The sequence below is a fragment of the Caulobacter sp. GW821-FHT11E11 genome, assembly GCF_058808315.1.
Genome location: NZ_JBXARO010000004.1, coordinates 149450 through 175969, shown reverse-complemented (window position 1 = coordinate 175969; position 26520 = coordinate 149450). Strand labels below are relative to the sequence as shown.

General features: G+C 69.2%; 19 protein-coding genes. 7 read left to right on the top strand and 12 right to left on the bottom strand.

What is annotated here, in order from left to right; translation table 11 throughout:
- Window positions 1-5: 5 nt before the first annotated feature.
- The 5 genes from AC1RR5_RS11180 to AC1RR5_RS11160 all read right to left on the bottom strand — a co-directional run bounded on the left by AC1RR5_RS11180 (window position 6) and on the right by AC1RR5_RS11160 (window position 7588).
- On the bottom strand, window positions 6-3233 hold the full coding sequence (locus AC1RR5_RS11180) for a TonB-dependent receptor domain-containing protein (RefSeq protein ID WP_492921583.1): 3228 nt from the start codon (window positions 3231-3233) through the stop codon (window positions 6-8).
- 93 nt (window positions 3234-3326) lie between these two features.
- Complete coding sequence (locus AC1RR5_RS11175; protein ID WP_492921582.1) at window positions 3327-4337, bottom strand: FecR family protein; 1011 nt, start codon at window positions 4335-4337, stop codon at window positions 3327-3329.
- Window positions 4306-4908, bottom strand: a complete 603-nt coding sequence (locus tag AC1RR5_RS11170; protein WP_492921581.1) for an RNA polymerase sigma factor — start codon at window positions 4906-4908, stop codon at window positions 4306-4308. Before AC1RR5_RS11170 ends, AC1RR5_RS11175 begins: the two co-directional genes overlap by 32 nt.
- A gap of 94 nt (window positions 4909-5002) precedes the next feature.
- On the bottom strand, window positions 5003-6151 hold the full coding sequence (locus tag AC1RR5_RS11165; protein WP_492921579.1) for a hypothetical protein: 1149 nt from the start codon (window positions 6149-6151) through the stop codon (window positions 5003-5005).
- A gap of 33 nt (window positions 6152-6184) precedes the next feature.
- Window positions 6185-7588 (bottom strand): amidase, encoded by a 1404-nt coding sequence (locus AC1RR5_RS11160; protein ID WP_492921578.1) that lies wholly within the window; start codon window positions 7586-7588, stop codon window positions 6185-6187.
- A 67-nt stretch (window positions 7589-7655) separates the two neighbouring features.
- Between AC1RR5_RS11160 and AC1RR5_RS11155 the strand changes: the two genes are divergently transcribed.
- Entirely contained in the window at window positions 7656-8645 is a 990-nt protein-coding gene (locus AC1RR5_RS11155; protein WP_492921577.1) for a P1 family peptidase, read from the top strand.
- On the opposite strand, the gene AC1RR5_RS11150 is transcribed toward AC1RR5_RS11155, so the two are convergent.
- From AC1RR5_RS11150 to AC1RR5_RS11125, 6 genes are read right to left on the bottom strand one after another with little or no spacing between them, the layout of a single operon-like run.
- Window positions 8642-10225: an ABC transporter ATP-binding protein gene (locus AC1RR5_RS11150; protein WP_492921576.1), complete on the bottom strand. Its 1584-nt coding sequence runs from the start codon at window positions 10223-10225 to the stop codon at window positions 8642-8644. The two genes, AC1RR5_RS11155 and AC1RR5_RS11150, sit on opposite strands and share 4 nt — an antisense overlap.
- Window position 10226: 1 nt before the next feature.
- Complete coding sequence (locus AC1RR5_RS11145; protein WP_492921575.1) at window positions 10227-11051, bottom strand: ABC transporter permease; 825 nt, start codon at window positions 11049-11051, stop codon at window positions 10227-10229.
- Entirely contained in the window at window positions 11048-13594 is a 2547-nt protein-coding gene (locus AC1RR5_RS11140) for an ABC transporter substrate-binding protein (RefSeq protein WP_492921574.1), read from the bottom strand. The genes AC1RR5_RS11145 and AC1RR5_RS11140 overlap by 4 nt, the downstream gene beginning before the upstream one ends.
- A complete protein-coding gene (locus AC1RR5_RS11135; protein ID WP_492921572.1) occupies window positions 13591-14937 on the bottom strand; it encodes a tetratricopeptide repeat protein in 1347 nt (448 codons plus the stop codon). Before AC1RR5_RS11135 ends, AC1RR5_RS11140 begins: the two co-directional genes overlap by 4 nt.
- 10 nt (window positions 14938-14947) lie before the next feature.
- The gene (locus AC1RR5_RS11130) at window positions 14948-15913 is read right to left on the bottom strand and encodes an alpha/beta fold hydrolase (RefSeq protein WP_492921570.1); all 966 of its coding nucleotides are present in this window, start codon (window positions 15911-15913) and stop codon (window positions 14948-14950) included.
- A 22-nt stretch (window positions 15914-15935) separates the two neighbouring features.
- Window positions 15936-18155 (bottom strand): TonB-dependent receptor, encoded by a 2220-nt coding sequence (locus tag AC1RR5_RS11125; RefSeq protein WP_492921569.1) that lies wholly within the window; start codon window positions 18153-18155, stop codon window positions 15936-15938.
- 239 nt (window positions 18156-18394) lie between these two features.
- Here AC1RR5_RS11125 and aptA point away from each other — a divergent pair, with 239 nt between their 5' ends.
- A complete protein-coding gene (aptA, locus tag AC1RR5_RS11120; protein ID WP_492921568.1) occupies window positions 18395-19708 on the top strand; it encodes an omega-aminotransferase AptA in 1314 nt (437 codons plus the stop codon).
- On the opposite strand, the gene AC1RR5_RS11115 is transcribed toward aptA, so the two are convergent.
- Window positions 19705-20451: a Crp/Fnr family transcriptional regulator gene (locus AC1RR5_RS11115; protein ID WP_492921567.1), complete on the bottom strand. Its 747-nt coding sequence runs from the start codon at window positions 20449-20451 to the stop codon at window positions 19705-19707. The genes aptA and AC1RR5_RS11115 overlap by 4 nt on opposite strands.
- Between AC1RR5_RS11115 and AC1RR5_RS11110 the strand changes: the two genes are divergently transcribed.
- The 5 genes from AC1RR5_RS11110 (at window position 20430) to AC1RR5_RS11090 (ending at window position 26510) form a co-directional block, all read left to right on the top strand.
- Window positions 20430-22550 carry a TIR domain-containing protein gene (locus AC1RR5_RS11110; RefSeq protein WP_492921566.1) on the top strand — a complete coding sequence of 707 codons (2121 nt, stop codon included), beginning with the start codon at window positions 20430-20432 and terminating at the stop codon, window positions 22548-22550. The genes AC1RR5_RS11115 and AC1RR5_RS11110 overlap by 22 nt on opposite strands.
- Entirely contained in the window at window positions 22547-22954 is a 408-nt protein-coding gene (locus tag AC1RR5_RS11105) for a hypothetical protein (RefSeq protein ID WP_492921565.1), read from the top strand. The genes AC1RR5_RS11110 and AC1RR5_RS11105 overlap by 4 nt, the downstream gene beginning before the upstream one ends.
- A gap of 11 nt (window positions 22955-22965) precedes the next feature.
- The gene (locus AC1RR5_RS11100; protein WP_492921564.1) at window positions 22966-24717 is read left to right on the top strand and encodes an adenylate/guanylate cyclase domain-containing protein; all 1752 of its coding nucleotides are present in this window, start codon (window positions 22966-22968) and stop codon (window positions 24715-24717) included.
- Between the two features lie 307 nt (window positions 24718-25024).
- Window positions 25025-25246, top strand: a complete 222-nt coding sequence (locus AC1RR5_RS11095; protein ID WP_492921562.1) for a hypothetical protein — start codon at window positions 25025-25027, stop codon at window positions 25244-25246.
- Window positions 25239-26510 carry a hypothetical protein gene (locus AC1RR5_RS11090; RefSeq protein WP_492921561.1) on the top strand — a complete coding sequence of 424 codons (1272 nt, stop codon included), beginning with the start codon at window positions 25239-25241 and terminating at the stop codon, window positions 26508-26510. Before AC1RR5_RS11095 ends, AC1RR5_RS11090 begins: the two co-directional genes overlap by 8 nt.
- Window positions 26511-26520 lie beyond the last annotated feature (10 nt).

Genomic DNA, 26520 nt, shown 5'->3' with positions numbered 1-26520 from the left:
GAAAACTAGAAGGTGCCTTTGATCCCGATGTTCCACATCGAGCCATAGATGCTGTACTGCTGCACCCGGGTGCGGACGTTCGAATAGACGACGTCCGGTTCGTTGAAGATGTTGCGCCCGGCCAGCATGACCTCGAACTGCTTGTTGATCTTGTAGCTGGCGCTGACGTTCCACAGCTCGCGGGCGGCGCGGTACAGGATGCCGTTGTTGGCGGTGGTCGGGGTGTTGCCCAGCGCGCTGGTGCGGGCCGACGACTGGTAGTTGCCGGTCAGCTGGACGTCGAACTTGCCGTAGTTGTAGCGCAGACCCCAGTTGGCCGAGGTCTTGGGCAGGTTCACGCGCTCGCCGTCGGGATCGACCTTGGTGATCGAACCGCGCAGGCCAAGGCCGCGCAGCGCGCCCGGCAGGAAGGTCAGCTGCTGGTCATACTCCAGCGTGACGCCCTTGTTGCGGCTGGTGCCTGGCAGGTTCTGGGCGCTGCGGAAGGTGTAGCCGGCGTAGTCGGCCGGGTTGTAGCCGACGTCCTCGGGGTTCACGGTCAGGCCGGTGACCTGCATGTCCTGGACGTCCAGCTGATAGGCCGAGATGCCGATCACGCCCGACGGCTCCAGATAGTACTGCAGGCTGGCGAAGTACTTGGTCGAGTGCTCGGGCTTGAGCAGCGGGTTGGGCACCGTGACGATCAGGTTGTTGTCGTCGACGGCCACCACGCCGCCCAGGTTGCCGTAGTCGGGACGCAGGATCGACTGGCTGAAGGCCAGCTGGCCGACCAGCTTCTTGTTGAAGTCGTACTTGACGCCGCCGCTCCAGAACCAGTCGTCGTACGAGCCCTCGCGCGTCGTGTAGGCGCCGTTGCGGTACTGGTACATCAGGCCGGCGACGGTGCTGGTCGACAGGCCGGCGGCCGTGACTTCCTTGGCCGGACGGATATCGGCGACGCGCGCCTCGGTCTTGGTCTTCTCGTAGCGCAGGCCCAGGTCGAACGAGGCCTTGCCGATGCGCGGCTGCACCTCGGCATAGGCGGCGGTGACCTCCTCGCCGATCTTGCGGTTGTTATCCAGCTGGCGCTTCAGGTTGCCGACCGTGTCGGGCACGAAGTACTCGGGGTGCTGGGCGTAGATGTCGTACGTGCCGTAGTTGCTGTCGGCGCGCCAGTTCTGGTCGTTGATGTTGCCGGCGTCGAAGCCGTGGATCTTGAAGTCGTAGTTCTGGGTCCAGGGGATGACCGCTTCCGGCGCCTTCTGGGTCAGATCGTTGGTCGGGCCGACGTACTGGAACTGCTTGAACGAGCCCTCGACTGTCTTCCAGGCGTTGGTGCGGAAGGCCGCGCCGCCCAGGACCTTCATCTGCACATCGCCGAAGGCCAGCTTCTTCTTCAGGTCCAGATTGACGCCGTACATCTGGTTGTTGGCGTTGGACTGCGACGTGCGGATGTTGTTGCCGATGTCGTCGTCGCGGTTGAAGCTGGTCGGGTCACCCCAGGGGCGGCCGGACGTCTGCTTCAGGGTCCAGGCGTTGGAATCTTCCGAGGCGCGGTCCAGCGTGAAGCCGATGCGGGTCAGGTAGCTGTCGGTGCGGGCGAAGAAGCCGCGGTCGTTGTCCTCGAAATTGAATTCCGAGCTGGAATAGTTCGCCCGTAGCAGGGCCTCGAACGTGTCGCCGCGATATTCCAGCTTGGGCGCGAACACCCAGGCCGGGGTGCCGGCGTAGCGGTGCGAGTACTGGGTGTGCAGGCGGGTGTTGGTCCCGTTCGGATTGACCACGATGTGGGTCCCGGTCGAGTCCGCGGTGGCCTGGGTCGCCGTCGTCGTGCCGAAGATCAGGTAAGTGTACTGGTTGAAGTACTCGACGTCATAGAACGAGTAGCTGCTGCGCAAGCTGACGGCCAACTGGTCGGTGATCTTGTAGTCGAGGCTGAGATTGGCGGCCTTGCGGTGGGTCAGTTTCGGACCCGGGCGATACATCAGCTGATAGGGAATGACCCGGCCATTGGCGAGGTAGGACCAGTCGGTCTGGATGCGGTCCTGCTGGACGAAGTTGGCGTTGAACGCCACGCCTAGACGTCCGTCCAGGAACACATCCGCATAGCCGACCTGGGCCGACGGGAAGATCGTCGAGTGCTTCTTGTCGTCGGGCAGGTACTGGCGCGACAGCGTGCTGTCGGACGTGCCGACGCCGCCGACCTGGAAGCGCAGCAGGCGGCTGGTGCGCTGGAAGGCGTATTTGCTGCGCAGGTTGATGGCGCCGCCGGGGCTGTCGGCGTCCATGTTTGCCTGCAGGGTGTTGTTCAGCTCGATCGAGTCGATGCCGGTGATCGACATCTGCTCGAAGGAGTTCTGGCGGCCGGCGTTGTTGTTCGAGGTGGCGGTGGCCATCCGCGCGCCGTCGGTGGTGAAGGTCGAGTACTTCGGGTCCAGGCCGCCGATGCGAACGGCCGTGGCGTCGACCTCGGTGTAGTCCAGCGAGATGCCGGGCATGTTCTTCATGAACTCGCCCACGTCGCCCATGGTCAGGGCGCCGAAGTTGTCGGCGGCCACGACGTTCTTGGCGTTGGTCGAGGCGCGGCGCTCCATGATGGCGGCGGCCTGGCCTTCGCGGGCGGCGGTGATGGTCACGGCCTCGACCTCGCCGGCGGCGGCGGTGTGGCTGCCGGGGTTCAGCGCGACCTCGATGATGGAGGGCTGGCCGGGGGTGACGGTGATGACCGTGCGCGACTCCTGCAGGCCCGCATACTTGACCAGGACGCTGACGTCGCCGCTGGGCACGCCGGTCAGGCGGAAGTCGCCGTCGTCTTCCGAGAAGGCGACGATCGAGGTGCCTTCGACGCGGATCTCGGCGTTGCGGACATATTCGCCGGTGGCGGTGTTGAGGACGCGGCCCCGAACGATCCCGCTACCGACGCCGGCCTGGGGGCGCGGCGCGCTCGCGCTGGCGGCGCGCAGGGTGATGACCTGGCCGTCGTCGCTGTCGATCGTCAGCGGCGTGCCGGCGATCAGGCGGCGCAGGGCGGTGCGCACGTCCATGGCGCCCTTCACGGCCGGGGTGTTGATGCCGTCCAGCTGACGGGCCGGAGCCACGATCTGCACCTGACCCTGGCGGGCCAGTTCGGGGATGGCGCGGACGGCCGGCTGGGCCGGGATGTCGAACACGCGCTCCTGGGCGAAGGCCGGCGCGGCGATCGCCATGGCGACGACGGACGCCCCGTAGGCGAGGCGGGAATAGCGAGAAGTCATTGGCTGTACGGCCCCCGATGGTCGCTTCGTTTGCGACGTTGCCGGTTGAGAGCCGTTGGCCAGGGGCCTTCCGCTATATGTTGCAAAAACTTCTTATTGCGCGGCGGCTTGGGCCGCGTTCGCGCGCGTCAGGATCACCTTGTCGGTGTCCTGTTCCAGGCGGGCGTCGAACACCCGGGCGATGGCTCGGCTGAAGCCCACCGGGTCGTTGGCGGCGAACAGGCCGGTTACCCGCTCGCGGGCCAGTTCGGCGTCACGCACCTGGATGCGGGTGTCGCTGTAGCGGGCGAACTCGGCCGCCGCCTCGCCCAGGGTCTGGCCTTCGAAGGCCAGCTTGCCCTCGCGCCAGGCCAGCTCGCGGGTGACGATCTGCGGCGGGATTGGCGACGGGCGCTCGGCCGAGATGTGGGCGGGATCCGACAACGCCAGGCGCATGTTGGAGGTCACGGCGATGATCTTGGCCGAGCCGATCAGAGGGGCGGCCGAGACCTCGACGTGGCCCAGGTTCACCAGCAGGTCGACCGGCGCCTCGTCCAGCTTGCGCACGCGGAAGCCGGCCTGGGTCGTGCGCAGCCGCCGGCCGTTCACCTCGACCACGAAGGGCCGCTGCTCGTCGCGCGCCACCGAGAAATAGGCCTCGCCCTTGAGCAGCACGACGACGCGCTGGTCCTTCTCGTAGCGGACCCGAATACGGCTGTCGGTATTGAGCAGGACGGTCGAGCCGTCCTTCAGCGGGGTCAGGCGGATCTCGCCGCGCTCGGTGGCGATCACAATCCCGGCCGCGGCCGAGGTCACGCCCAGAGCGGCCAGCGAGGCGGCCGCCGCCACCGCGCCTGTCCAGGCCAGGGTCTGGCGGCGCGAGACGCGCGGGCGGCGCGGTTCGGTGAACACCGCCGGATCGAACTCGGGACCCAGGGCCTGGGCCGACTCGCTCATCATCGACAGGGCCTGGGCGCGCAGCAGGGCGCCCTTGGCGCGCGGATCCCCGTTCAGCCAGGCCTGGTAGGCCGCGTCCAGCTCCGGCGACAGCGGCCCACGATCCAGCCGCGCCGTCCATTCGGACGCCGCCTGGTCAATGTCGCGACTGGTGTCTCGTTCGGCCATTTATCGGGGTGTTCTCTGCTTCCGCATTCTTAGAGGTTTGGGGTGGGGTGTTTCCGCTACGACCGAACCAATCAATGAGGAAGAGAATGCCTCGGGAGATGTGAGTCTCCACCGTATTTTCCGAGATCCGCATGCGGGCGGCGATTTCGCGCTGGGACAGGCCCCTGACCCTTCTCAACACAAAGGCCTCGCGGGTCTTCAGCGGCATGGCCGCGATCGCCTTGGCCAGCTGCCTCAGCTCGTCGCGATCGATGGTCCGCCGCTCGGGCGAGGCCGCGTCGTCGGGATGCTCCAGGCGCTCCAGGTCGTCGACCGCGTGGATGGCCACGATCCGCGCCCGACGCACGTGGCGGGTGATCACCGAGCGGGCCACTTGGAACAGGTAGGCGCGCGGATGGCGGATCTCGTCGACGCTCTCCAGCTCGGCCAGGATCGTATAGGCCTCCTGGATGATGTCGTCGGGATCCACGCCCGTCGGCGCGGCGCGCGACAGCCAGCCTTTCAGCGCGGACTCGTGCGGAAGGATGTTCCGCAAGAACCACCGTGTTCTTTCCCGATCGGCGCCGCTCATCTCGGACTCGCTGGCTGCACATTGCGCAAGGCCGCCTGCCTAGCGGCCATTTGTGACACCCTGAACGGGACGCACGCGGAGGATTTAGCGGCGGTCAGCGCGCAACCTTGGTGAGGTCTTCGGCGGTCGCCGGCACGTATGGCGTCGCCGCGTCGCCGGTCCAGCGCATCAGCGTCAGGTCGGCGGTCTGCTTGCCGTCGACCTTGGTGTTGACCGCCAGATAGGCCAGGCCGACGCCGACCGGCTGCAGGCCGACATCGGCCTTCTGGTTCCAGCCGCGCACGCCGGTGGCGGGGTCTTTGAGGCCGTCGTCGGCGAGGGCGAGCAACTGACCCTTCTCCCAGCCGCCGGGGCCGGCCACGCCCACGAGGTCGGCGGTCACGGGCTTCTGCTGAGCCTCGACCGCGAACAGGCCGTAGTTGGGGAAGCTGGTCTTCTTGCCCAGATAGACGCCCATCAGCCAGCGCTTCTGGGCGTCGTCATAGGCCAGGTTCTGGACGCCGTAGCTGGTGTTGCCGGTGCGCACGAACACCTTGGCGCTGGGCGCGGCGGGACCGTTGTGGTGCGGCGCGGTCTCGGTCAGCGGGCTGGCGTACTTCGCCCAGTCGGCGACGTCGTACTGCAGCAGCACCTGGTGGTCGTTGTCGGTCCGCTCGGTATTGCCATAGATCCCGTAGGCCACCGTCAGGTAGCGCGGGCCGTCGGCGCGGCCGAACGCCGGACCGAACGAGACGCCGTCGATGCCGGAGCACCCGTAGCGGTGGTCGGCGGTCTTGCCGACATCGCCGTCGAACTGGCCGTCGCCGTTCATGTCGGCGGCGTAGTCCTTGGTCACCTCGGGCAGGTAGACGGTGCGGAAGATTTCGCTGGCGCTGGCCTCGACGCCCACCTTGTCCAGGCGGGCCACGTCGATCACCGCGATGTAGAAGGCCTTGTCCTTCTTGTACTCCAGCGAGCCGTAGACCTTGCCGTCGGCAGGGTTGAAGTCGAGGTCGCCCAGGTGTCCGGTCCAGCCGACCAGCGTCCCGACCAGGTTGCCGTTCAGGTCGTACTTCGCCAGCAGGTTGGTGAACGAGTAATAGACGTAGCCGCCCTGCACATCGACCGCGACGCCTTGCACGTGGCCGGACGCCCAGGCCCCGCCGTTCTGCGTCAGCGGCAGGTCCGCCAGGGGCGCCGAGACGGCGGGCGGCGCGATCGCCAGAACGGCGCAGGCCAGGAGGAGCGATAGGCGCGTCTTCATGGGAAGCGGCGACTATCCCCGTTGCGTGACGGTTTAACGACTGTCCTGGAACGGCGCGGTTGGCCAGGGGTGTTGTTCGGGCCGCAGACGCTCCCAGGCGCGGGACAGGCGCAACACGCCCAGATCGTCGAACCGCCGGCCTACGATCTGCAGACCGATCGGCAATCCTGCGGCCGTGTAGCCGGCGTTGATCGAGGCCGCCGGCTGCTCGGTCATGTTGAAGGCGACGGTGAAGCCGATGTGCTCGAACGGCCGGGCGGGATCGTTGGTCGGCGACGGCAGATGGGCGTCGAAGGCCGGCATCGGCGCGGTGGGCGACAGCACGAAGTCGAACGGCTGGAAGGCCTTTGCCCCGAACTCGCGGATGCGCTGGATCTGGTTGAAACCGCGATAGACCGACAGGCCGTCCGCGCCTTCAGCCGCCCGCGCCCATTCGAGAATATAGGGCAGGGCGCGCTCGGCCTGTCCGGACGGCAGGGCGTTGAGATCGTTCAAGGATCGGGTGCGCCAGAAGAGGTCCAGGCCGTCCAGCATCTCGCGGGTCAGGAATGGGGAGAACGGCTCGACGATGGCGCCGGCGGCCTCGAAGGCCCGGGCGGCGGCGGTGACAGCCTCGGCGATTTCGGGCTCGACGGGCAGGCCGACGCCGGCGTCCAGCATCAGGCCGATGCGTAGGTCCTTGAGGTCGATGTCGAGGTCGTCCCAGGCCAGGCGCTCGGGTGGCAGGCTCATATAGTCCCGCCAGTCGGGGGCGCTGAGAACGGTCATGGCCAGGGCCGCGTCCTCGACGTTGCGGGTCATCGGTCCGGCGCAGCGGCCGATATAGGGCGGGTCGATCGGGATGCGGCCATTGCTGGGCTTGAGGCCATAGATCCCGCACCAGCCAGCCGGCAGGCGGATCGAGCCGCCGATGTCGGTGCCGATGTGCAGCGGGCCATAGCCGACCGCTGCTGCCGACCCTGCGCCGGCGCTGGACCCGCCGGGCGTCTTGGCCAGGTCCCACGGATTGCGCGACAGAGCGTGGAAGCTCGACAGCCCCGACGACAGCATGCCGAAGTCGGGATTGGTGGTCTTGGCCAGGATCACCGCCCCGGCTTCGCGCAGCCGCGCGGCCGGCGGGGCGTCGACGGGTTCGGGGACCAGCGCCGAGGCGGCCGAGCCGATCGGCTTGGGCACGCCCCGCGTAGCAATTAACTCCTTGATGGTGACCGGGACGCCGTCCAGCGGACCCAGCGCCTCGCCGTTTCGCCAGCGCGCTTCAGAGGCGCGGGCCGCGTCCAGCGCCGCCTGCGCGTCCAAGGCCCAGGTGGCGGCCAGGTCCGGCTCCCAGGCCTCGATCCTCGCCAGCACGGCCTGGGTGACCTCGACTGGCGACAAGCTTTCCGCCGCATAACGCTGGGAGAGTTCGGTCGCCGTCAGGTCGGGAAGCTGGCTCATGGATCGAGACTAGGACGCCTGAGAGCGGCTTCGCTAGAGTGCGGGCGAATCCGAGAAGGACATCGCCTTGCTTCGACCTGGTCCGCGCAATCTGCTCACCGACGTGCCCGGCCTGACGGTCGGCAACGCCACGGACGCGGCGGGCAAGACCGGCGTCACCGTGGTGCGCTTCCCCGGCGGCTGGACGGCGGCGGTGGACGTGCGCGGCGGCGGTCCGGGCGTACGCGAGACCGCGGCCTTGTCTCCCGAGAACGGCTATGCCCAGCTGCACGCCCTGACCTTCAGCGGCGGCTCGGTGTTCGGCCTGGGCGCCGCTGACGCGGTAACCTCGGCCCTGTCGCAGGCTGGCGAGGGCTTCCTGGTGCGGCCCGAGACGCCGCGCGTGCCGATCGTGGCGGGAGCGGTGCTCTACGACCTGGCCAATGGCGGGGACAAGGCCTGGGGGCTGGATCCGCCCTATCAGCGCCTGGGCCGGGAAGCCTTCGAGGCGACCGCCGAGACCTTCGCCCTGGGTGCGGTCGGCGCCGGGCGCGGGGCCAAGGCCGGCGTGACCCAGGGCGGCCTGGGCTCGGCCTCGCTGGACCTCGGCGACGGCCTGGTCGTCGGGGCCCTGGCCGCCGTCAATCCGGTCGGCTCGGTGTTCATGCCCGACGGCGAGACCTTCTGGGCCTGGCCGTTCGAGATCGATGGCGAGTTCGGCGGTCGCACGCCCACGGGACCGGCGGGCGCGGTCGAGCCGATGCCGGACGACTCCCGCCTCGCGGGCCTGGGCCGCCTGACCCCCGGCGCCAACACCACCCTGGCCGTGGTCGCGGTCAATGCCGACCTGACCCCCGGTGAGTGCCTGCGGCTGGCGATCATGGCCCAGGACGGCCTGTCGCGCGCCATCCGCCCGGCCCACACCCCGTTCGACGGCGACGTGGTGTTCGCCGCCGCCTCGGGCGCAGTGGCTCTAGGAACCGAGGGCCGCCAACAGCGCCTGGCGCGACTGGGCTCGGCGGCCGGCGATTGCCTGGCGCGGGCGATCGCGCGCGGGGTCTACGAAGCTCGCAGCTAGGCCCGAGCGGCCAGCGCACGGGCCAGGTTCGGCGTCGCGGCGATCAATTGAGCCGTATACGGATGTTTTGGATTGGCGAAGACCTCGGCGGTCGGGCCGGCCTCGACGATTTCGCCCTTCCGCATGACCAGAACACGGTCGGTCAGGCCCCGCACCACGCTCATGTCGTGGGTCACGAACAGGTAGGCGACGCCCAGCTCGTCGGAGAGCTTGGCCAAAAGGTCCAGCACCTCGGCGCGGACCGTGACGTCCAGGGCCGAGACCGCCTCGTCCAGGGCGATGACGTCCGGCTCGACGATCAGGGCGCGGGCGATGGCGATGCGCTGGCGCTGGCCGCCGCTGAACTGGTGCGGATACCGATCGGCGGCCTCGGCGGGCAAGCCGACCTTGGCCAGAACGGCCTCGACCCTGGCGCGGCGCTCGGTGGCTGAGAGCTTGGTGTCAAGCAGGTGCAGCGGCTCGGCGACCAGCCGCTCGACCGTCCAGCGCGGATCCAGGCTGCCGTTCGGATCCTGGAAGACCAGCTGGATGGCCCGGCGGCTGCGGCGCGGAGCGCTAGGAGTGAAGGCCTCGCCAGCCAGCCGCACCTCGCCGCCCTGGACCGGATCCAGCGCCAGCAGGGCCCGCAGCAGGGTCGACTTGCCGCTGCCGGACTCGCCGACCAGGCCGACGATCTCGCCGGGGCGGATCTCCAGCGAGACACTGGGCAGCACGCGGACCGGGGCGCCAGCACGCAGGAAGCCGCGCTGCCCCGGATAGTCGCGGACGACCCCGAGCGCTTCCAGCACCGGGGCGGCCTCGGCGTCGGGCTTGCGGGTCCGCACCGGCATGCGCTCGGCATTGGCGGCCAGGGCGCGGGTGTAGGGATGGGTGAGGTTGGCGAACAGCGCGCCGGTCTCGCCCTGCTCGACGATCTCGCCGTCCTTCATCACCGCCACGCGGTCGGCGGCCTGGGCGACCAGGGCCAGGTCATGGCTGATCAGGATCAGCGCCGCGCCGTCCTCGCGCACCAGGCGCAGCAGCAGATCCAGGATCTGGGCCTGGGTGGTGACGTCCAGGGCGGTGGTCGGCTCGTCGGCGATCAGCAGGCGCGGGGAGAGCACGACGGCGATGGCGATGGCCACGCGTTGACGCTGGCCGCCCGAAAGCTCGTGTGGGTAGCGGGTCAGGGGGATGTCGGCCAGGCCCACGCGGTCCAGGGTCTTGCGGGCGGCGGCGTTGGCCTCGGCGCGCGAGGCCTTGCTGTGCAGGCGCACGACCTCGGCCACCTGGGCGCCGATGGTCATGACCGGGTTCAGAGCCGTCATCGGTTCCTGGAACACCATGCCGATGCGGTCACCGCGCAGTCGCGACAGCTCGCCATCTGACATGCCGATCAGGTCGCGGTCCCCGAGGCGGATGTGGCCGCTGAGCGTCGCGCCGCGCGGCGGCAGGCCCAGGATCGAGAGCGCTGTCATCGACTTGCCCGAGCCGGACTCGCCGACCACCCCCAGCACCTGGCCAGGCTCGAGGGTCATGGACAGACCCTTGAGGATCGGCTTGTCGCCGAGGGTGAGCTTGAGGTCGCGAATCTCCAGCATCTCAGCGCTCCTCATCCAGGCGCGGGTCGAGCCGGTCGCGCAGGCCGTCGCCCAGCAGGTTCAAACCGAGCACGGTGATGACGATGGCCAGGCCCGGGAAGATCGCCTGCAAGGGCGCGACGGCGACCAGGGTCTGGGCGTCGGCCAGCATCTTGCCCCAACTGGCGGCCGGCGGCTGGGCGCCGAGGCCCACATAGGACAGGCCGGCCTCGGCGATGACGCCCAGCGAGAACTGCAAGGTCGCCTGGATGATCAGTATGCTGAACAATCCGGGCGCGATGTGCTCGATCGAGATCCGCGTCGGCCCCTTGCCGGCCGCGCGGGCGGCCAGGACGTAGTCGCGGGCCCACAAGGATAGCGCCGATCCTCGGGTCAATCTCGCGAAGACCGGCACGTTGAACACCCCGATGGCGATCACGGCGTTGATCGCGCCCGGACCCAGGACGGCGGTGATCAGGATCGCCAGGATCAGGGCCGGGAAGGCGAAGACCACGTCCGAGGCGCGCATGACCAGCTCGTCGACCCAGCCCCGCCGGGCGGCGGCCAGCAGGCCCAGGGGCACGCCGACACCGGCGCCCAGCAGCACCGCCACCAGCGACACCGACAGGGCGTTGCGCGCGCCCAGCAGGATCATCGAGGCGACGTCGCGGCCGAAGTGGTCCAGGCCCAGCCAGTGGGCGGCGGTAGGGCCTTGCAGGCGGTGGTCGATGTCGAAGCTGGCGACGTCGTAGGGTGTCCAGACCAGCGACAGCAGGGCGGCCGCAATGAAGGCGATGCTGATGACGCCGCCGACGATCAGCGTGGGGGACAGGCGCGACCGGCTCATGATCCGCGCCTCCGCAGGCGGGGATCGACCAGCACATAGGCCACGTCGACCAGGAAGTTGGTGGCCACGACGGCGAAGACCAGCAGCATGACCACGCCCTGGACCACGATCAGGTCGCGCTGGGTGATGGCTTGCAACACGAGGCGCCCCAGGCCCGGCAGGAAGAAGACGTTCTCGATGATCACCCCGCCGGCCAGCAGGAAGGGGAACTGCAGGCCCAGAATGGTCAGCAGCGGGATCAGGGCGTTGGGCAGGCCGTGCCGCCACAGGGCTTGGCTGGCGGTCAGGCCCTTGGCGCGGGCGGTGCGCATGTAGTCCTCGGTCAGGGTGTCGATCAGGGCCGAGCGGGTGACGCGGGCGATGATCGCCGCTTGCGGCGCGGCCAGGGCCAGGGAGGGCAAGGCCAGGGCCTTCAGCGCGGGAACCAGGCCCGCCTCCCAGCCTGGGAAGCCGCCGGCCGAGACCCAGCGCAGGCCGATCGAGAACACCATGACCAGCAGCACCGCGAACCAGAAGTTGGGGATGGCCACGCCCACCTGGGTCAGGCCCATGACCGCCGTGTCGGTCGCCTTGCCCCGTCGCGCGGCGGCCAGGGCTCCGATCGGCGCGCCGATGATGATCGACAGGATCATGGCCAGCAGGGCCAGCGGCAGGGAGACGCCGATACGCTCGGCGACCAGGGCTGCGACCGGGGTCTGGTAGGTGTAGCTGACGCCCAGATCGCCGTGCAGCATGCCCAGCAGCCAAGCGAGATAGCGTTGAACCGCCGGACCTTCGAGGCCCATCTGCTGGCGCAGGTTCGCGACCGCTTCAGGGCTGGCGTTCAAGCCCAGCATGTAGGCGGCGGGATCGCCGGGCACGACCTGGATGATGGCGAAGACCACGACGCTGGCGGCCAGCAGGGTGGCGACCATCACCGCTGCTCGCCCGCCCAGCCACGCCGCGCCGAAGCGGGCGGCGAGGACTGCGAGTCCGGTTAAGACCGCCAGGACCAGGACGCCGCCGAAGATGGCGCCGGCCGGCGCGGTCTTGCCGATGGTGGTCGCTTCCGCCCCGCCGACCCCGTCGAACGAGGCCGCGTGCAGGTCGATCGTCTGGCTGGGCGAATTGACCCAGAAGTCCTTCAGTCGCGCGTCGAACACGCCCAGGCGCGGGAATTGGAACAGGAAGCCATTGACCGCGTCCTCGGCGATGCGCCGCTGGATCTGGCCCAGGATCGCCGTGCGCTGGCCCTCGTCGGTGGCGCCCTTCAGGGCCTCCATCAGCGCGTGGAAGGCGTCGCTGTGATAGCCGAAATAGTAGTCGGCCTTGTCGTAGATGGCGTAGTCCATCGGCTCGGCGTGGCTGACGATGGTCAGGTCGAAGGCGTGGCGGCCATAGACCTGGTCCAGCCACTGGGCCCATTCGATGTTCTCGATCTTCACCCGCACGCCGGCCTGGGCCAGCTGGGCGGCGACGATCTCGCCACTGCGGCGGGCGTAGTTGGGCGGCGGCAGTTTCAGGGTCAGGTCGAGGCCGTTCGAGTAGCCGGCTTCGGCGAGCAGCGCCTTGGCCTTGGCGACGTCGTGCGGGTAGAGCCCCGTGAGGTCCACGTAAGCGGCGTTTTGCGGCGGGAAGTGGCTGCCGATCGGCGCGCCATAGCCGTACATCGCCCCGTCGATGATCGCTCGGCGATCCAGGGCGTGCTGCAGCGCGCGGCGCACCCGCACGTCGGCCAGCGGGCCGGTGCGCTGGTTCATTGCCAGGATGACCTCGCCCTCGCTGGAGGCGGTGACCACCTTCAGGGCCGGATCGGCGCGCAGCTGGGCCAGGTTCTCCGGGGCCGGATAGTCGGGGAAGGCGTCGACCTCGTGCGTCTTGATCGCTGCATAGGCCGCCGCCGGATCGGCGATGAACTTGAAGCGCACCGCCTTCAGCTTGGCCGGCTGGCCCCAGTAGCTGTCGTTGCGGGTGAGGCTAACGGTGTCGCCGCGCCGCCAGCCGGCGAACTTGAACGGGCCTGTGCCGACCGGCGCGGTGGCCAGGCTGGCGGCCGACTTCGGCGAGACCATCACGGCGTCGCCCCAGGCCAGGGTGTAGAGCAGGTTGCTGTCCGCGCTCGTCAGATGCAGACGGACGGTGCGTGGGTCAACGACCTCGACCTGGCGGATGACGCTCAGCGCCTGTTTCTGGACGTTGGTCGAGGCCGGCGCGATGGCGCGCTCCAGGCTGAACTTGACGATGCCGGCGTCGAACGGCGCGCCGTCCTGGAACCTCACCCCGTCGCGCAGGTGGAAGACGTAGGTCAGGCCGTCGGGCGAGATCTCCCACCAGGTCGCCAGCAGCGGCTTGACCGTCCCTTGGGCGTCGAGTCGGACCAGGCCTTCGAACACCGTCGCGTAGACCACCTCGTCGGTGGCGACGGCCGCGCCGGAGGTCGGGTCGAGGTTTGGCGGCTCCAGCTGCAGGGCGACCGTGACGGCGTCCTTGGGCGCGGCCTGGGCGACCGGCGTGAAGGACAGCAGGCAGGCGGCGGCCAGGCCGAGAAGGGCGCGGAGATTCACGCGATGCGCGCCCGGGCCTTGGCGGCCTCGTCGGGCAGGGCCAAGCGGTCATAGACCTGCGCCAGGGCGCGGTTCAGGGGCGCGCCGTTCGGATCGAAGCCGCGCCGCAGCTCCAGGGTCTGCTGGGCTTCCGACAGGCGGTCGGCGCGGATCAGGGCGTCCAGGATCAACTGCTCGAAGAGATCGCGCTGGGCGTGGCTGCCGCCGATCTCGGCCAGGCGCGGCAGGGCAGCGCGCAGGCCACGCAGGGCCGCCGGATAGTCGCCGCGCGTGTGGGCCATCAAGCCCTCGGCGGCGGGCAGGGCCACCTCGCGCCAGGTCTCGCGGACATGGTCGGGGGCTTCCAGCGCCGCCTGGCGCACGGCGGCGAGCAGGGTCTCGGCCTGGGGGCGACCGGCGCGGGCCAGGCCGTACAGATACTGCAGGGTCAGGAACGGCTGGACCACGTCGTCGGCGCGGACGGCCAGGTGGTCGGCGAGATCGTTCCAGCGGTCGCCGACGTCCACGCCGGCCAGCTCCAGCCGGGCCAGCAGCGACACCGCCCCCACCTGGTCCTGGGAGTAATCCTTTTCCTGCGCCCAGCAGTGGCCGTCATAGGCGGCCAGCGCCTCTTCGAACCGGCCTTGGCTCAGATAGAACAGCGCCAGGTGCCACCACAGGTGGGTGTCCATGAACGAGTTCAGGCCCGTCCAGGTGTCGCGGACGCCTTCCAGGAAGGCCACGCCCTCGGCGATGCGGCCTTGGGTCAGCATCACATGGGCCAGGGCGTGCTGGGCCCAGGGCTCCTTGCGTTTCAGGGCCAGCGCGCGGCGGGCGGCGGCCTCGGCCTCGTCCAGCAGGTGGCACTGCTCGTAGGCGAAGGCCAGCATGCCGTGCAGCTGGGCGACGTCGCCGGCGGCGGGCAGGACGGCGCTGGCCGTGCGCAGCATGGCCGGGAAGTCACCGTGGTTGAAGTCGTGATAGTGCCGAAGCTTCAGCACCAAGAGGTCGCGGGGCCAGGCCGCCAGGATGGTGTCGGCGATCTCCAGGGCGCGCGGAATGTCGTCGGCCGACCAGGCGGCGACGAAGTCGACGAAGGCCTGCTCGCGCGGATTGCCGGTAGCGGCCTGGGCGCGGGCCAGGTACGGCGCTGCGCGTTCAGCGGCCTCGGGCGCTTCCAGCAGCAGCCACAGGGTCGCGGCATAGGCGTTCAGCAGCACGCTGTCCGGATGCGCTTCGGCAGCGCCGATCACCTCGGCGGCCCGGGTCTCGTAGCTGAGGAAGCCATCGACGAAATTGTCGATGGCCGCCAAAGCCGCGTCAGAGGTCGAGCTGACCGGGTTGCCGAGATAGTCGGTACGCATACGGGGTACTCTAGTGGACGTCGGCGGCTTCCAGGAAGGCGGCCGTGTCGTCGGCGGTGCGTTGCGGGATTTCGACCTGCGGCAGGTGGCCGACCTTGGGATAGAGGATCAGCTTGGCGCCCGGGATGGCTTCGGCGAACTTGTGGGCGGCGGCGACCTCGATCAGGGGATCGATCTCGCCCCACAGGATCAGGGTGGGGACCTTGATCGTCGCCAGCGTGTCCTTGGTCGCCTGGCTGTGCTTACCCGGCTGGATCGACATCAGGATGGCGCGGTGGCCGGGGGCGCGCTGCAGCTCGGCCCAGCGGGCGATGAAGGCGTCGGTGATCACAGCCGGATCGCCGACCTCGCCGCGCAGACCCGCACGGATCAGCGGGGTGTTGTCGATCGAGCGCAGGAAGGCCCGGCCCCACGAATATTTCAGCAGCTTGAAGGCCAGCGGCGGCTTCTTCAGCGTGGTCGCGGGCCAGCCGGCGGCGTCGACCAGCACGAGGCCGTTCAGGCGATCGGGATGGCGCACGGCGACCTGCCAGGCCACGCCGCCGCCCATCGAATTGCCGGCGATGGCGAACTTCGGGAGGTTCTCTTTCGCGGCCAGGGCGTCGATCAGGTCGGCGAAGCCGTCGGCCGAAGCGACATAGCCCGCCGGCGCGCGGGTCAGGCCGTGACCGGGCAGGTCGACAGTGATGATCCGGTAGCGGTCGGAGAGCCGCGCGACCCAGCCCTCCCACGAGAAGTGGCTGTCGCCAAAGCCGTGGACCAGGACCAGCACCGGGCCGTCGGCCTTGCCCTCGTCCTTGTAGTGCAGCCGCACCCCGCCGGGCAGGTCGGCATAGTGCGAGGCCTGGCTGGCGTACTTGGCCTCGAGCTTTTCGTACGGGATGTCGGGGCCGCGCAGCAGCAGCCAGCCGACAAAGCCGGCCAGCACGATCACGGCCAGGAGGCCGCCCAGGATCAGCAACAGGGTCTTCAACATGGGCGGTCTCCCTTAAGCGCGACTAGAAGCGATACTGGGCGCGAAGGCCATAGGTCGCCGGCTGACCGGGCGCGGCGATGTCGATCAGCGGCAGGAAGAAGTTCCGCGTCAGGTCGTACTTAGTGTTGAAGACGTTGCGCGCGAAGGCGGTCAGCGCCCACGGGCCCTGGGCCGGCGACAGGGTCACGCTGGCGTTGGCCAGCCAGTAGCTGTCGACGTCGTAGCGCGAGCCCAGCAGCAGGGGCTTGGTCTTGTCGTGGAAGGCGTAGTTGCCTTGCGCCTCGACCTCGAAGTCGCCGACCGCCCAGGTGTAGGAGATGTCGCCGTTATAGCTGAGCGGCGGGAAGCCGACCTTGGCCCCGGTGCGGTCGATGAAGACGGCGCGCTTGGCCGCGACGCTGGCGGGAATGTCCAGGTCGTTCAGGTACTTGTCGAACTTGCCGGTCTTGTAGCCCAGCGACTGGCCGATCCGCAGGGCGGAGACCGGACGCCAGGTCAGCTCCAGCTCGCCGCCATAGATGTGCGACTCCTGGGCGTTGACGATGGCCCCGATCGGGCCGTTGTTGATGTCGTAGATCGCCGACTGGATCTGCTGGTTCTTGTAATCGTAGTAGAACACCGAGCCGTTCAGCTGGACGGTGTTGGCCGCGAAGCTGGACTTGAAGCCCGCCTCATAGGCCCACAGGGTCTCGGGCTTGAAGCCGTCGACCGCCGCGGCGTCGCCGCGATTGTACGAGGTGAAGCCGCCGGACTTCGTGCCCTTGCTGATGCTGGCGTACAGCAGCACGTCGTCGGTCGGCTTGTATTCCATGGCCAGCTTGCCGGTCACCGACTTGTTCTTCAGTTCCTTGTCGTCGGTGGGGCTGAAGTTGGTCGGCGGCGCGCCGGGGGCGAAGACGCCGGCGGTGACGAAGTCGAACTGCTCGCGCTTTTCGTTCTCACCGCGCAGGCCGCCGATCACCTTCAGGCGGTCGCTGAGGGCGTATTCCAGCTGGCCGAACACCGAGGCCGAACGGACCTTCTGGCTGTAGGTCGTGCGGGTGTCGAACAGCAGCGACTGGTAGAAGTCCGAATAGAACGCCTCGTCGATGGTCTCACGCGAATAGTAGCCGCCGACCAGCCATTGCAGCGGGCCTTCGGTCTTCGACGAGGCGCGCAGTTCCTGCGAGAACACCTTGGCGTCGGTGTCGAAATAGGTGCCGGCATAGGCGTACTGCGAGGCGTCCCAGTCGTTGTATTCCTTGCGCTTCAGGCGCTCGACGCTGGTGATCGAGACGATGTCGACCGCGTCGGTCTCGCCGTGAGCGCGCAGCGAGGCGCCGTGGCTCTTGGTGTCGTGGAACGGCTTGGCGTTGGTCGCGATGCCGGTGAGCGTGGCGAAGGCGGACGAGCCGCCCCAGCCGGTGTTCTTGCGGCTGCCGTCGGCGGCGATGGCCGGCAGGCTGGCGTTGTAGGCGAGCGGGTTGAACAGATAGAGGCCCGTCGGCTCGGACTTGTCGTAGCCGGCATGGGCGCTGAGCAGGAAGTCGACCTTGTCGCTGGGCGTCCAGGCCAGCTGGCCGCGCACCGAGGTGGTGTCCTTGTCGCCCAGCTTTTCGCCGGTGGCGCGGTTCTTCTGCCAGGCGCCGCCCTGGTCGGTGACGAAGGCGAGGCGGCCGCTCAGCGTGTCGCTGATCGGGCCGGAGACGAAGCCCTCGGCCTTGAATTCCTCGTTGCTGTCGTATTCGGCGGTGACGCCGGCCGACAGGGTGTTGGTCGGGCGATTGGTGATGAAGTTGATCGCGCCGCCGGTGGTGTTGCGGCCGTACAGCGTGCCTTGCGGGCCGCGCAGCACTTCCACGCGGGCGATGTCGAACAGCAACCCTTGCGTCTGAGCCTGGATCGGATAGGCGACTTCATCGACGCTGACGCCGACGGTCGAGGAGTTGTTCGAGGCGTAGTCGTCGAAGCCGACGCCGCGCAGGCGGAAGCTGGGCTGGCCGCTGCCGAACTGCGGGGTGATCTCCAGGCTGGGTGTGGCGAACTGCAGCTGGTTGACCGTGTTGACGCCGCGCGCGGCCAACTGGTCGCCGGAGATCACCGACAGCGCGACACCAACGTCCTGGGCCGATTGTTCGCGGCGCTGGGCGGTGACGATCACCTGCTCCACCGCCGTGTCGTTGCTCGCTTGAGCCAGGGCGAGCCCTGCGAAGGAGACGCCGATGGCGCCGGCGGCGGTTCCGATAAGAAGACGCTTGATCACGACAGATCCCCGATTGTCGACGCCTGGGAGAAGCGCCGTTTTTTGTTCGTGCTTATAATTCCTAGTCATATGGTCGAGATTGAAACCGAGATTTCCTTCCCGTCCGGCAAGCTTCTCTAATCAGCGTTCAGGTGGGACGGAAAAATTCTGATTGGTCACGCAGTTTTATCCGGAAGGGCGGGGGATTGCGCAGCGGGCCGGCGGCGTGGATTTTCCTACTCAATAAGTAGGAATGTGGCATGCCCGACACCCATCAGACCCTCGACGCCTACTGGATGCCGTTCACGGCCAACCGCCAGTTCAAGGCCAATCCGCGTCTTTTGGTCAGCGCGGAAGGCATGCGCTACGTCAGCGCCGACGGCCGTCAGATCCTGGATGGGACCGCCGGCCTGTGGTGCGTCAACGCCGGCCACGGTCGTCGCGAGATCGCCGAGGCGGTCTCACGCCAGCTGCTGGAGCTGGACTACGCGCCGTCGTTCCAGATGGGCCATCCGGTGGCGTTCGAGTTCGCCAACGCGCTGGCCGAGATCGCGCCAGCGGGCCTCGACAGGATCTTCTTCGCCAACTCCGGCTCCGAGGCCGTCGACAGCGCGCTGAAGATCGCCATCGCCTATCAGCGGGCGATCGGCCAGGGCACGCGGACGCGCTTCATCGGTCGCGAGCGGGCCTATCACGGCGTCGGCTTCGGCGGGATTTCGGTGGGCGGGCTGGTCAACAACCGGCGGGCCTTCCCGACCCTGAACGGCGTCGACCACCTGCGCCACACCCACGACCTAGCGCGCAACGCCTTCTCGAGCGGTCAACCCGAGCACGGCGCCGAACTGGCCGACGACCTCGAGCGCCTGGTCGCCCTGCACGGCGCCGAGACGATCGCCGCCGTGATCGTCGAGCCGGTGGCCGGCTCGGCCGGCGTGCTGCCGCCACCCAAAGGCTACCTCGAACGCCTGCGGGCGATCGCCGACCGCCATGGCATCCTGCTGATCTTCGACGAGGTGATCACCGGCTTCGGGCGCCTGGGCGCGCCGTTCGCGACGGACGTCTTCGGCGTGACGCCCGACCTGATCACCGTGGCCAAGGGCGTCACCAACGGCGTCGTGCCGATGGGGGCAGTGCTGGCGAAACGCGAGATTCACGACGCCCTGATGACCGGACCCGAGCCGCAGATCGAGCTGTTCCACGGCTACACCTATTCCGGCCACCCGGTCGCCTGCGCGGCGGGCCTGGCGACGCTGGACATCTATCGCCGCGAAGGCCTGCTGACCCGTGTCGGTGAACTCGAGGCGGTGTGGGCCCAGGCGCTGCATGGCCTGAAGGACGTCCCGCACGTCATCGATATCCGCACCATCGGCCTGATGGGCGCGGTCGAGCTGACCCCACGCGAAGGCGCGCCCGGCGCGCGCGGCTACGACCTGCTGGTCGACGCCTTCGAGAGCGGCCTGCTGGTGCGGGTCACCGGCGACATCATCGCGCTGTCGCCGCCGCTGATCGCCGAGGCCAACCACATCGACGAACTAGTCACGAAGCTGCGGGTGGCGCTGACGCGGCTGGCCTAGAGCTCGCCGCCGATCCGCTCGACCTCGTCGGCCAGGGCGGCCAGGTCGAGGATCTTCAGGGTGCGGCCGCTCTGGCGGACGATGTTGAGGCTGGCCAGGCGGTTCAGTTCGCGGGTCACCGGCTCGCGCTGGCTGCCGACCAGCACGGCCAACTCGGCGTGGGTGGGGCAGGGATGGATCACCGCCTCGTTGGCGTCGCCGGCCTTTTCCGAGCCCATGCGCAAGAGCTCGATGTCGACTCGGCAGGCCACCGAGACGGCGGTCAGTTCGAACAGGCGATCGGTCAGGGCGCGAGTCAGGCTGGCCATGTCTTCCAGCAGGGCCCGCATGAAGCGCGGCGAGTCTTCGAACAGCCGCAGCACCAGCCGCTGGGGCAGGCGCACCATCCGCACGTCCTCGAGGGCGACGATGTTGACCGAGCGCGGCAGGCCGTCGATGGCGGCGATCTCGCCGAAATAGCCGCCGGGCGCGATACGCCGATAGCCGACCTCACGACCCGAGCGCGCATAGAGGTTGGCCAGCAAGCCACCCTCCAGCAGCAGGTAGATGCCGCCGTCCTCGTCGCGGCGCTGCACGATCATCTCGCCCTTGCCGTAGCGCAGGTGCTCGACCTGCGACCCCAGCGCCTCGATCTCCTCCCGGGTCATGTGGCGGAACAGCTTGTTGGCGCGATAGTCCTCGGGCGCGAACGCGGTCGACGCAAACGTTTGGGCGCGCGGGGATGATGGTGGAATCACGGTCATCGGGTACGGTCCTGCACACTCGTGCTGGGGGGCGGCGAATGGAAAATCGACAGCGTTACAAGGCCTTTATCAGCTATAGTCACCATGACCGCCAAGCTGCGGAATGGCTTCATCGCGCATTAGAGAGCTATCGCGCCCCGCCCAGGTTGTCGGCGAAAAGCGGCGCTAGTATCGCGGGTGGGCTTCGGCCGATTTTTCGCGATCGCGACGAGCTGAGCGCCGCCGCTGATCTTGGCGAGACGATCCGCGACGCCCTGGATCGCTCCGACGCCCTGATCGTCCTGTGCTCGCCGACGGCGGCGACCTCGCGCTGGGTCGACCAGGAGGTCGCCTACTTCCTGAAGGATCGCGGGCCGAGCGCGGTGCTCTGCGTGATCACCCCGGCGACGCCCGACGCGGCGTCTCTGGGAGACATCATGCCGCCGGCCCTGCGCGCGGCCCTGCCCGAGGGCGTCGAGCCCCTGGCCGTTGACCTGCGCCGCGACGCCGACGGCAAGCGCCTGGCTCGCTTGAAAATCGCCGCCCGCCTGCTGGGCGTCAGCCTGGACCAGCTGGTCCAGCGCGACGCCCGCCGCCGCCTGCGGGTGATGGCCGCCTTCACGACCCTGGCCGCCGTCGTCACGGTGGGCATGGGCGCCATGACCGTCGCCACCCTCAAGTCCCGCCAGATCGCCCGCGAGCAGCGCGACGAGACCGAGGCCCTGGTCGCCTACATGCTGGGCGACCTGCGCCAGCAGCTGGAGCCCGTCGGGCGCCTGGACGTGCTGGACGGGGTCAGCGCCAGGGTGCTGGCCTATTACGCCAAGGCCAAGACCGACCGGCTGGACGACAAGGCCCTGGCCCAGCGCGCCAAGGCCCAGACCCTGCTGGGCACGATCCGTGAGCAGCGCGGCGACCTCGCCGGCGCTCAAGACGCTTTTGGCCAGGCGGCGGCGACCACCCACGCCCTGGTCGAGCGCGACCCGAACAACGGCGAGCGCATCTTCGACGAGGCCCAGAACGTCTTCTGGCTGGCCTACATGCAATGGCGGCGCGGCGACATGGCCAGCGCCGAGCGCGGCATGAGGCGGTACGATGAACTGGCCCGCAAGCTGGTTGCGATCGATCCCAAGCGCGCCGACTGGCGGGTCGAGGTCGCTTACGCCAACAACAACCTCGGCACTCTGTTCTTCGAGCAGGGCCGACCGGACGAGGCCTTGGCGGCGTTTCAGCGCTCGCTCGTGGTGAACGAGGCTGAACGCGCCCGCGAGCCGCGCAACAAGGCGCGGATCATGGACACGGCCAACACCCGCGCCTGGATCGCCGACACCCTGCTCAAGCAGGGGCGCGTGCGGGCGGCCCTTGTCGAGCGCGAGGCCTCAGCGAAGCTGCTGGCCCAAGCGGCCGCCAACGATCCGAACGACAAGCGCCTGGCGATCCAGAGCGTCGGCTCGGCCCAGGCCCTGGCGCGCCTGGAGTTGGACCTCGGGCGCATCGCCGCCGCCCGCGCCCATTCCGCTGAGGGCGCGCGCAGGCTGCGCGAGCTAGTGGCGCTGGATCCGACCAATGCGCGGTGGGGCGAGTACCAGCTGGTCGCCCAGCTGGACGAGGTGGACATGGCCTGTTGGTCGGGTGATCTGGGCGGCGCACGCGCGTCCCACGCCGCCGCGACCGCCATGCTGGCCAAGTTGCGCACTGCCGCCGCCGAGACATGGCGCAGCGACCTGGACGGTCGACTGGACCAGCAGGCGATCGTGCTGGCGCGGCGCGTTGGAGACGCGTCCAAGGCGCGCGCCCTGGCTGTCACCATGCTCGAGCGCCTGCGGGCGCTGCCGGCGGTCGGGGGGAACGAAGCGGATCGTTCCTGGTATCTCGGCTTCGCGCAACTGGAGGCGGGGCTGCCGGCTGATGCGGTCGCGACCCTTGCCGCGCGTCGCCAATCCCTCTCGCCGAGCGGTCGTGACATCCTCGCCCGGGCCTATCTGGCGACCGGCAAACGCGACAACGCCGAGGCCATCGTTCGCGCCTTGAAGAAAGAGAGTTACGCACACCCAAGCTTTCTTGCCTTTTGGCAGGATTCCCCCGTAGGTGGAATCTTCGGTCGGGAGGCTATTAAATGACGGAACCTACACCCTCTAAAGTTGTCGAGCTGGTCATCGGTCTGGATACCAACTTCAACTTCATGAACTTTCTGCACCCGGAACGGCCCACGCGGCTGTCGCTGGATTTGACCGAGCGCTGCGAGCTGGTGTTCACGCTCAGCGATCAATTGATCAACGCCGGCTGGATGTTCCAAAGCCGGCCGATCGAGTTTGATCGCGACTACGGCGTCAACTTCTCGAGCTATGTCTGGGTGCCCTATTCCATCGACGGCGGCGATCCCTGCCGTCGTGCGCGGTTCAAGGTCATCTACGAAGACGCGCGCATGGGCGAATACACCTACAGCCTGTTCATGCAGGACGGCCACGGCCAGAAGATCGACCTGGATCCGGACATCTCGAACGGCACGGGTCGCGTTCCCTGATCTCGCACGCGGTGTTCGACCAGGCCAGGATCGCCGCGCTGATCCAGCGTGGCGAGATCCTGGCCGCCTACGACATCGCTCGCGCCGCCCTCGAGGTGGGCGAGATCTCGCGTGACGTCGCCTATGCCGCCGTGCTGTGCCTGGCGCGGTCGGGGGCCATCGACTTCGCGCGATCCGAATATGTCCGCCTGGGCCTGGACCAGGCGGACGACTCGGACGCCGTGGCCTTGGGCGCGCGGCTCCTGAAGGACGTGGCCCTGGCCGCGCGCGGTCCGCGCCGCGCCGCCTTCGCCCGCGCCTCGATTCGCCGCTACGAGGCCCTGTTCCAGCGGTTCGGCGGCCTGTACGGCGCGATCAACGCCGCGACCATGACCCTGATGGCCGGCGATCCCGAGGGCGCCCGCATGCGCGCCGCCGCGGCGCTGGAGATCCCGCCGCCGCCCGGCCTGACCGGCGAGGCCGCCTATTACGAAGCCGCCAGCCGGGCCGAGGCCCGCTTTCTCACCGGCGATCTGACCGCCGCGCGCGAGACCCTGGCCGCCGCCCTGGCCCACGCGCCCCAGGCCTATGCCGCCCACGCCTCGACCCTGCGCCAGCTGGACATGCTGTGCCGCGAGACGGGCGTCGACCCGGCCTGGCTGGCCCCGTTCCGCCCGCCCGTCTGCGCCCACTTCACCGGCCACATCCTGGGGCCCGCCAATGGCGGGGCGCTGTCGGACTGCGCCCTGCGTCGCCAGGTCGACCAGCTGCTGAAGGACCAGCGCGTCGGCTTCGGTTACGGTAGTCTGGCGGCCGGCGCCGACATCGTCTTCGCCGAGGCCCTGCTGGCGGCGGGGGCCGAGCTGCACGTGGTGCTGCCGGTCGGCCGCCAGGCGTTCATCGACGTCTCGGTGGCCCCGTTCGGCGTCGAATGGATCGACCGGTTCGAGCAGTGCATGCGGCAGGCGACCTCGATCCGCTACGCCTCGCACGACCCCTATCTGGGGGACGAGCAGGTCTTCGCCTATTCCAGCCAGTTCGCCATGGGCTGTGCGGTGCTGCGCGCCCAGACCCTGTCGACCGAGGCGATCCAGCTGGCGGTCTGGGATGGCCACGAGACCGGCGGCCCGGCCGGCGTCGCCTACGACCTCAACTACTGGGCGCGCAGTGGCCGCCGCCGCGCGGTGGTGTCGATCGAGCGCCCACCGCCGGTCCGTCGTCCGCCTGACCGTTCGGGCGAGCCGCCCAAGCGGGCCATGAAGGCGATGCTGTTCGCCGACGTCCAGGGCTTCGGGGCCCTGCGCGACGATCAGATCCCGGCCTTCATCGAGACGGTGATGGGCCGGATGGCCAAAGCGGTCGAATGGCTGGCCGCCCCGCCGAGCCATGTCGAGACCTGGGGCGACGGCCTGTTCCTGGTCTTCGACCGCCCTATCGACGCGGCCCTGGCGGCCCTGGCCCTGCTGGAGGGCCACAAGTCGCTGGACCTGAAGGCCCTGGGTCTGCCCCGGAGTCTGGGCCTGCGGGTCGCTGGGCACTACGGGCCGGTGCACCTGCGCCGTCATCCGCTGACCCACGCCCCGGCGGTGATCGGCACCCACGTCGTCGTCGCCGCCCGCATCGAGCCCGACGTCGCCCCCGGCTCGGCCGGCGTCAGTGAGGCCCTGGCCGGGGCGTTGGCCACCTTCCACGGCGACGCCGTCGCCTGCGGCTATGTCGGCCGCACCCAGGGGCGCAAGGGCTTCCCGGCGACCCCGATCTTCAGCCTGACCCGCGCTCCGTAGACGGTCGAAACACCCTCAAGGTGTGGCGGCAATCGATTGCTCGCCCAGCAGGTTTTACCGATCGCGGGTATGCGATCTGCGTCCGGTGTGCAGATCGGCACATCTGAAATCGCAATTTTTTTCCATGGTCCAGCTGTCGACCGCGACGAGCGACGACGGGGGTGGTTGAGCACCGCCCCGGTCCAAGCCCGCCGCCGGCCGCGTGAACCGACTAAGGGGCCCGGCCACCCGCCGGCCGGGCCCTTCTTTTCGAAACACCATTCCTCAGGTCGCGCATGCGGCCCCCGCCAAGCCAAAGGAGCCGACCATGCTTCTCGACAAGTCCTTCTCTTCCGACGCTTCGAACGCCGTCCTCAACGCCGCTCCGCCGGCCGACGACGCCGCCGCCCGCCTGCTGCGCCACGTTCTGAAGGTCTGGGCTCGCGAGCAGGGCGTGAAGGAAGCCGACGTGCCCTCGTTCATCGACGGCGTCTTCCACTACGCCACGGCCAGCATCCTGGACGGCCGCTACGGACGAACCGGTGCGTAGTCTTCGGCTCTTCGCCGATCGCGGGGGCGATTGCGCCCGGGCGCGGAGCGCGGTCGCCGGCGCGGAGGCCCTGCCTCAGCCGGCGCCGGCTTCGGTCGAACCGCTACTGGCGCTGGAGACCGAGGCCTGGCGCCTGCTGTGCCTGATGGCGGCCGAGGGCCGCCGTCGCGCCGCCCCCGCCGTCGACATCGCGCGGGTCACCTGGTTCGCCGACCCCTCGCTGTTGAACGCCTGGACCGACTTCGCCGGGGCCGCGCAGGCCTGGGACGACGACGTGCGCGGCAAGGCCCGCACCCTGGCCGAGGACATCGTCAGCTACGCCAAGGACACGCCCGAACTCTATCGCCGCCTGGCCGCTCTGCTGGCCCCGCTGAAGGCGCGGGCCCCGTCGCTGGAAGAGGCCAAGGCCTGCCAGGCGATCCTGGACACCCTGGGCCGCGCCGCCGACGAGCGCGCCCGGCGTGCGTTCGCCTTGGGCGACGCCGTCGCGCCATTGGCCAAGGCCGCCACCCGCCTGGGCGCCGTATTCACCGGTCGTGAGCGCAATCCGCCCGTCCGCATCGTCCTGCCCCACGTGCCGGGCCTGTGCCTGGCCTATGACGACCATGGCGAGGCCTGCGCCAGCGACATGGCGATCTTCGACAAGCGCCAGTTCTGGGTGCTCGAGCCCAGCGCCGAGGCCTATGTCCTGGTCAGCGCCGCCGACCCCAGCCTTGTCCTGATCGTCGACCAGGACGAAGAGCTGATCCCGCTGACCCGCACGCCGCCGCCGTTCACCTTCGCCGACCGGGGACCCCGGCCGCGCGTGGCGCGTCGCGAGGCGACGGTGGTCGAGGCCTCCCGTTTCCTGGTCTCGGTGTCGCCGGACCTCTATCTGCAGAACGTCAGCTACCAGACCCTGGCCCTGGAGTGCCCGGGCGAAGGTGGCTGGCGGCATGGCGCGCCGGTGGTCACCCGCCTGAAGCGCGGGGGCTCGACCCAGCGCTGGGCGTTCGAGCCGCCGCTGCGCTCACGCCAGGAACTGATCTTTCACGACGTGATCGGTCCGGCTGCGACCCACGGCCTGGAGGTCGGCGGCCTGTCGCGGCTGTCCGACGACTGGGCCGCCATTGCCGAGGACCTGCGGGCGGGCGCGGGCCAGGTGCTGCGCTGCGCCGAGCGCGACCAGCCGTTCGCGGCCAGCGGCTCGGTGATCGACGTGCTGGAAAGCTGGCGCCGCCTGGCCGCCGAGGCGCGCAACGCCTCGACCGACCTGTCCGAGTAGGAGGAGAGAC

Coding starts and splice junctions, on each gene's coding strand:
- AC1RR5_RS11110 (WP_492921566.1), top strand. CDS start 20,430: ATGATGGTGGAATCACGGTCATCGGGTACGGTCCTGCACACTCGTGCT.
- AC1RR5_RS11180 (WP_492921583.1), bottom strand. CDS start 3,233: ATGACTTCTCGCTATTCCCGCCTCGCCTACGGGGCGTCCGTCGTCGCC.
- AC1RR5_RS11135 (WP_492921572.1), bottom strand. CDS start 14,937: ATGCGTACCGACTATCTCGGCAACCCGGTCAGCTCGACCTCTGACGCG.
- AC1RR5_RS11115 (WP_492921567.1), bottom strand. CDS start 20,451: ATGACCGTGATTCCACCATCATCCCCGCGCGCCCAAACGTTTGCGTCG.
- aptA (WP_492921568.1), top strand. CDS start 18,395: ATGCCCGACACCCATCAGACCCTCGACGCCTACTGGATGCCGTTCACG.
- AC1RR5_RS11165 (WP_492921579.1), bottom strand. CDS start 6,151: ATGAAGACGCGCCTATCGCTCCTCCTGGCCTGCGCCGTTCTGGCGATC.
- AC1RR5_RS11170 (WP_492921581.1), bottom strand. CDS start 4,908: ATGAGCGGCGCCGATCGGGAAAGAACACGGTGGTTCTTGCGGAACATC.
- AC1RR5_RS11105 (WP_492921565.1), top strand. CDS start 22,547: ATGACGGAACCTACACCCTCTAAAGTTGTCGAGCTGGTCATCGGTCTG.
- AC1RR5_RS11175 (WP_492921582.1), bottom strand. CDS start 4,337: ATGGCCGAACGAGACACCAGTCGCGACATTGACCAGGCGGCGTCCGAA.
- AC1RR5_RS11095 (WP_492921562.1), top strand. CDS start 25,025: ATGCTTCTCGACAAGTCCTTCTCTTCCGACGCTTCGAACGCCGTCCTC.
- AC1RR5_RS11145 (WP_492921575.1), bottom strand. CDS start 11,051: ATGAGCCGGTCGCGCCTGTCCCCCACGCTGATCGTCGGCGGCGTCATC.
- AC1RR5_RS11160 (WP_492921578.1), bottom strand. CDS start 7,588: ATGAGCCAGCTTCCCGACCTGACGGCGACCGAACTCTCCCAGCGTTAT.
- AC1RR5_RS11150 (WP_492921576.1), bottom strand. CDS start 10,225: ATGCTGGAGATTCGCGACCTCAAGCTCACCCTCGGCGACAAGCCGATC.
- AC1RR5_RS11130 (WP_492921570.1), bottom strand. CDS start 15,913: ATGTTGAAGACCCTGTTGCTGATCCTGGGCGGCCTCCTGGCCGTGATC.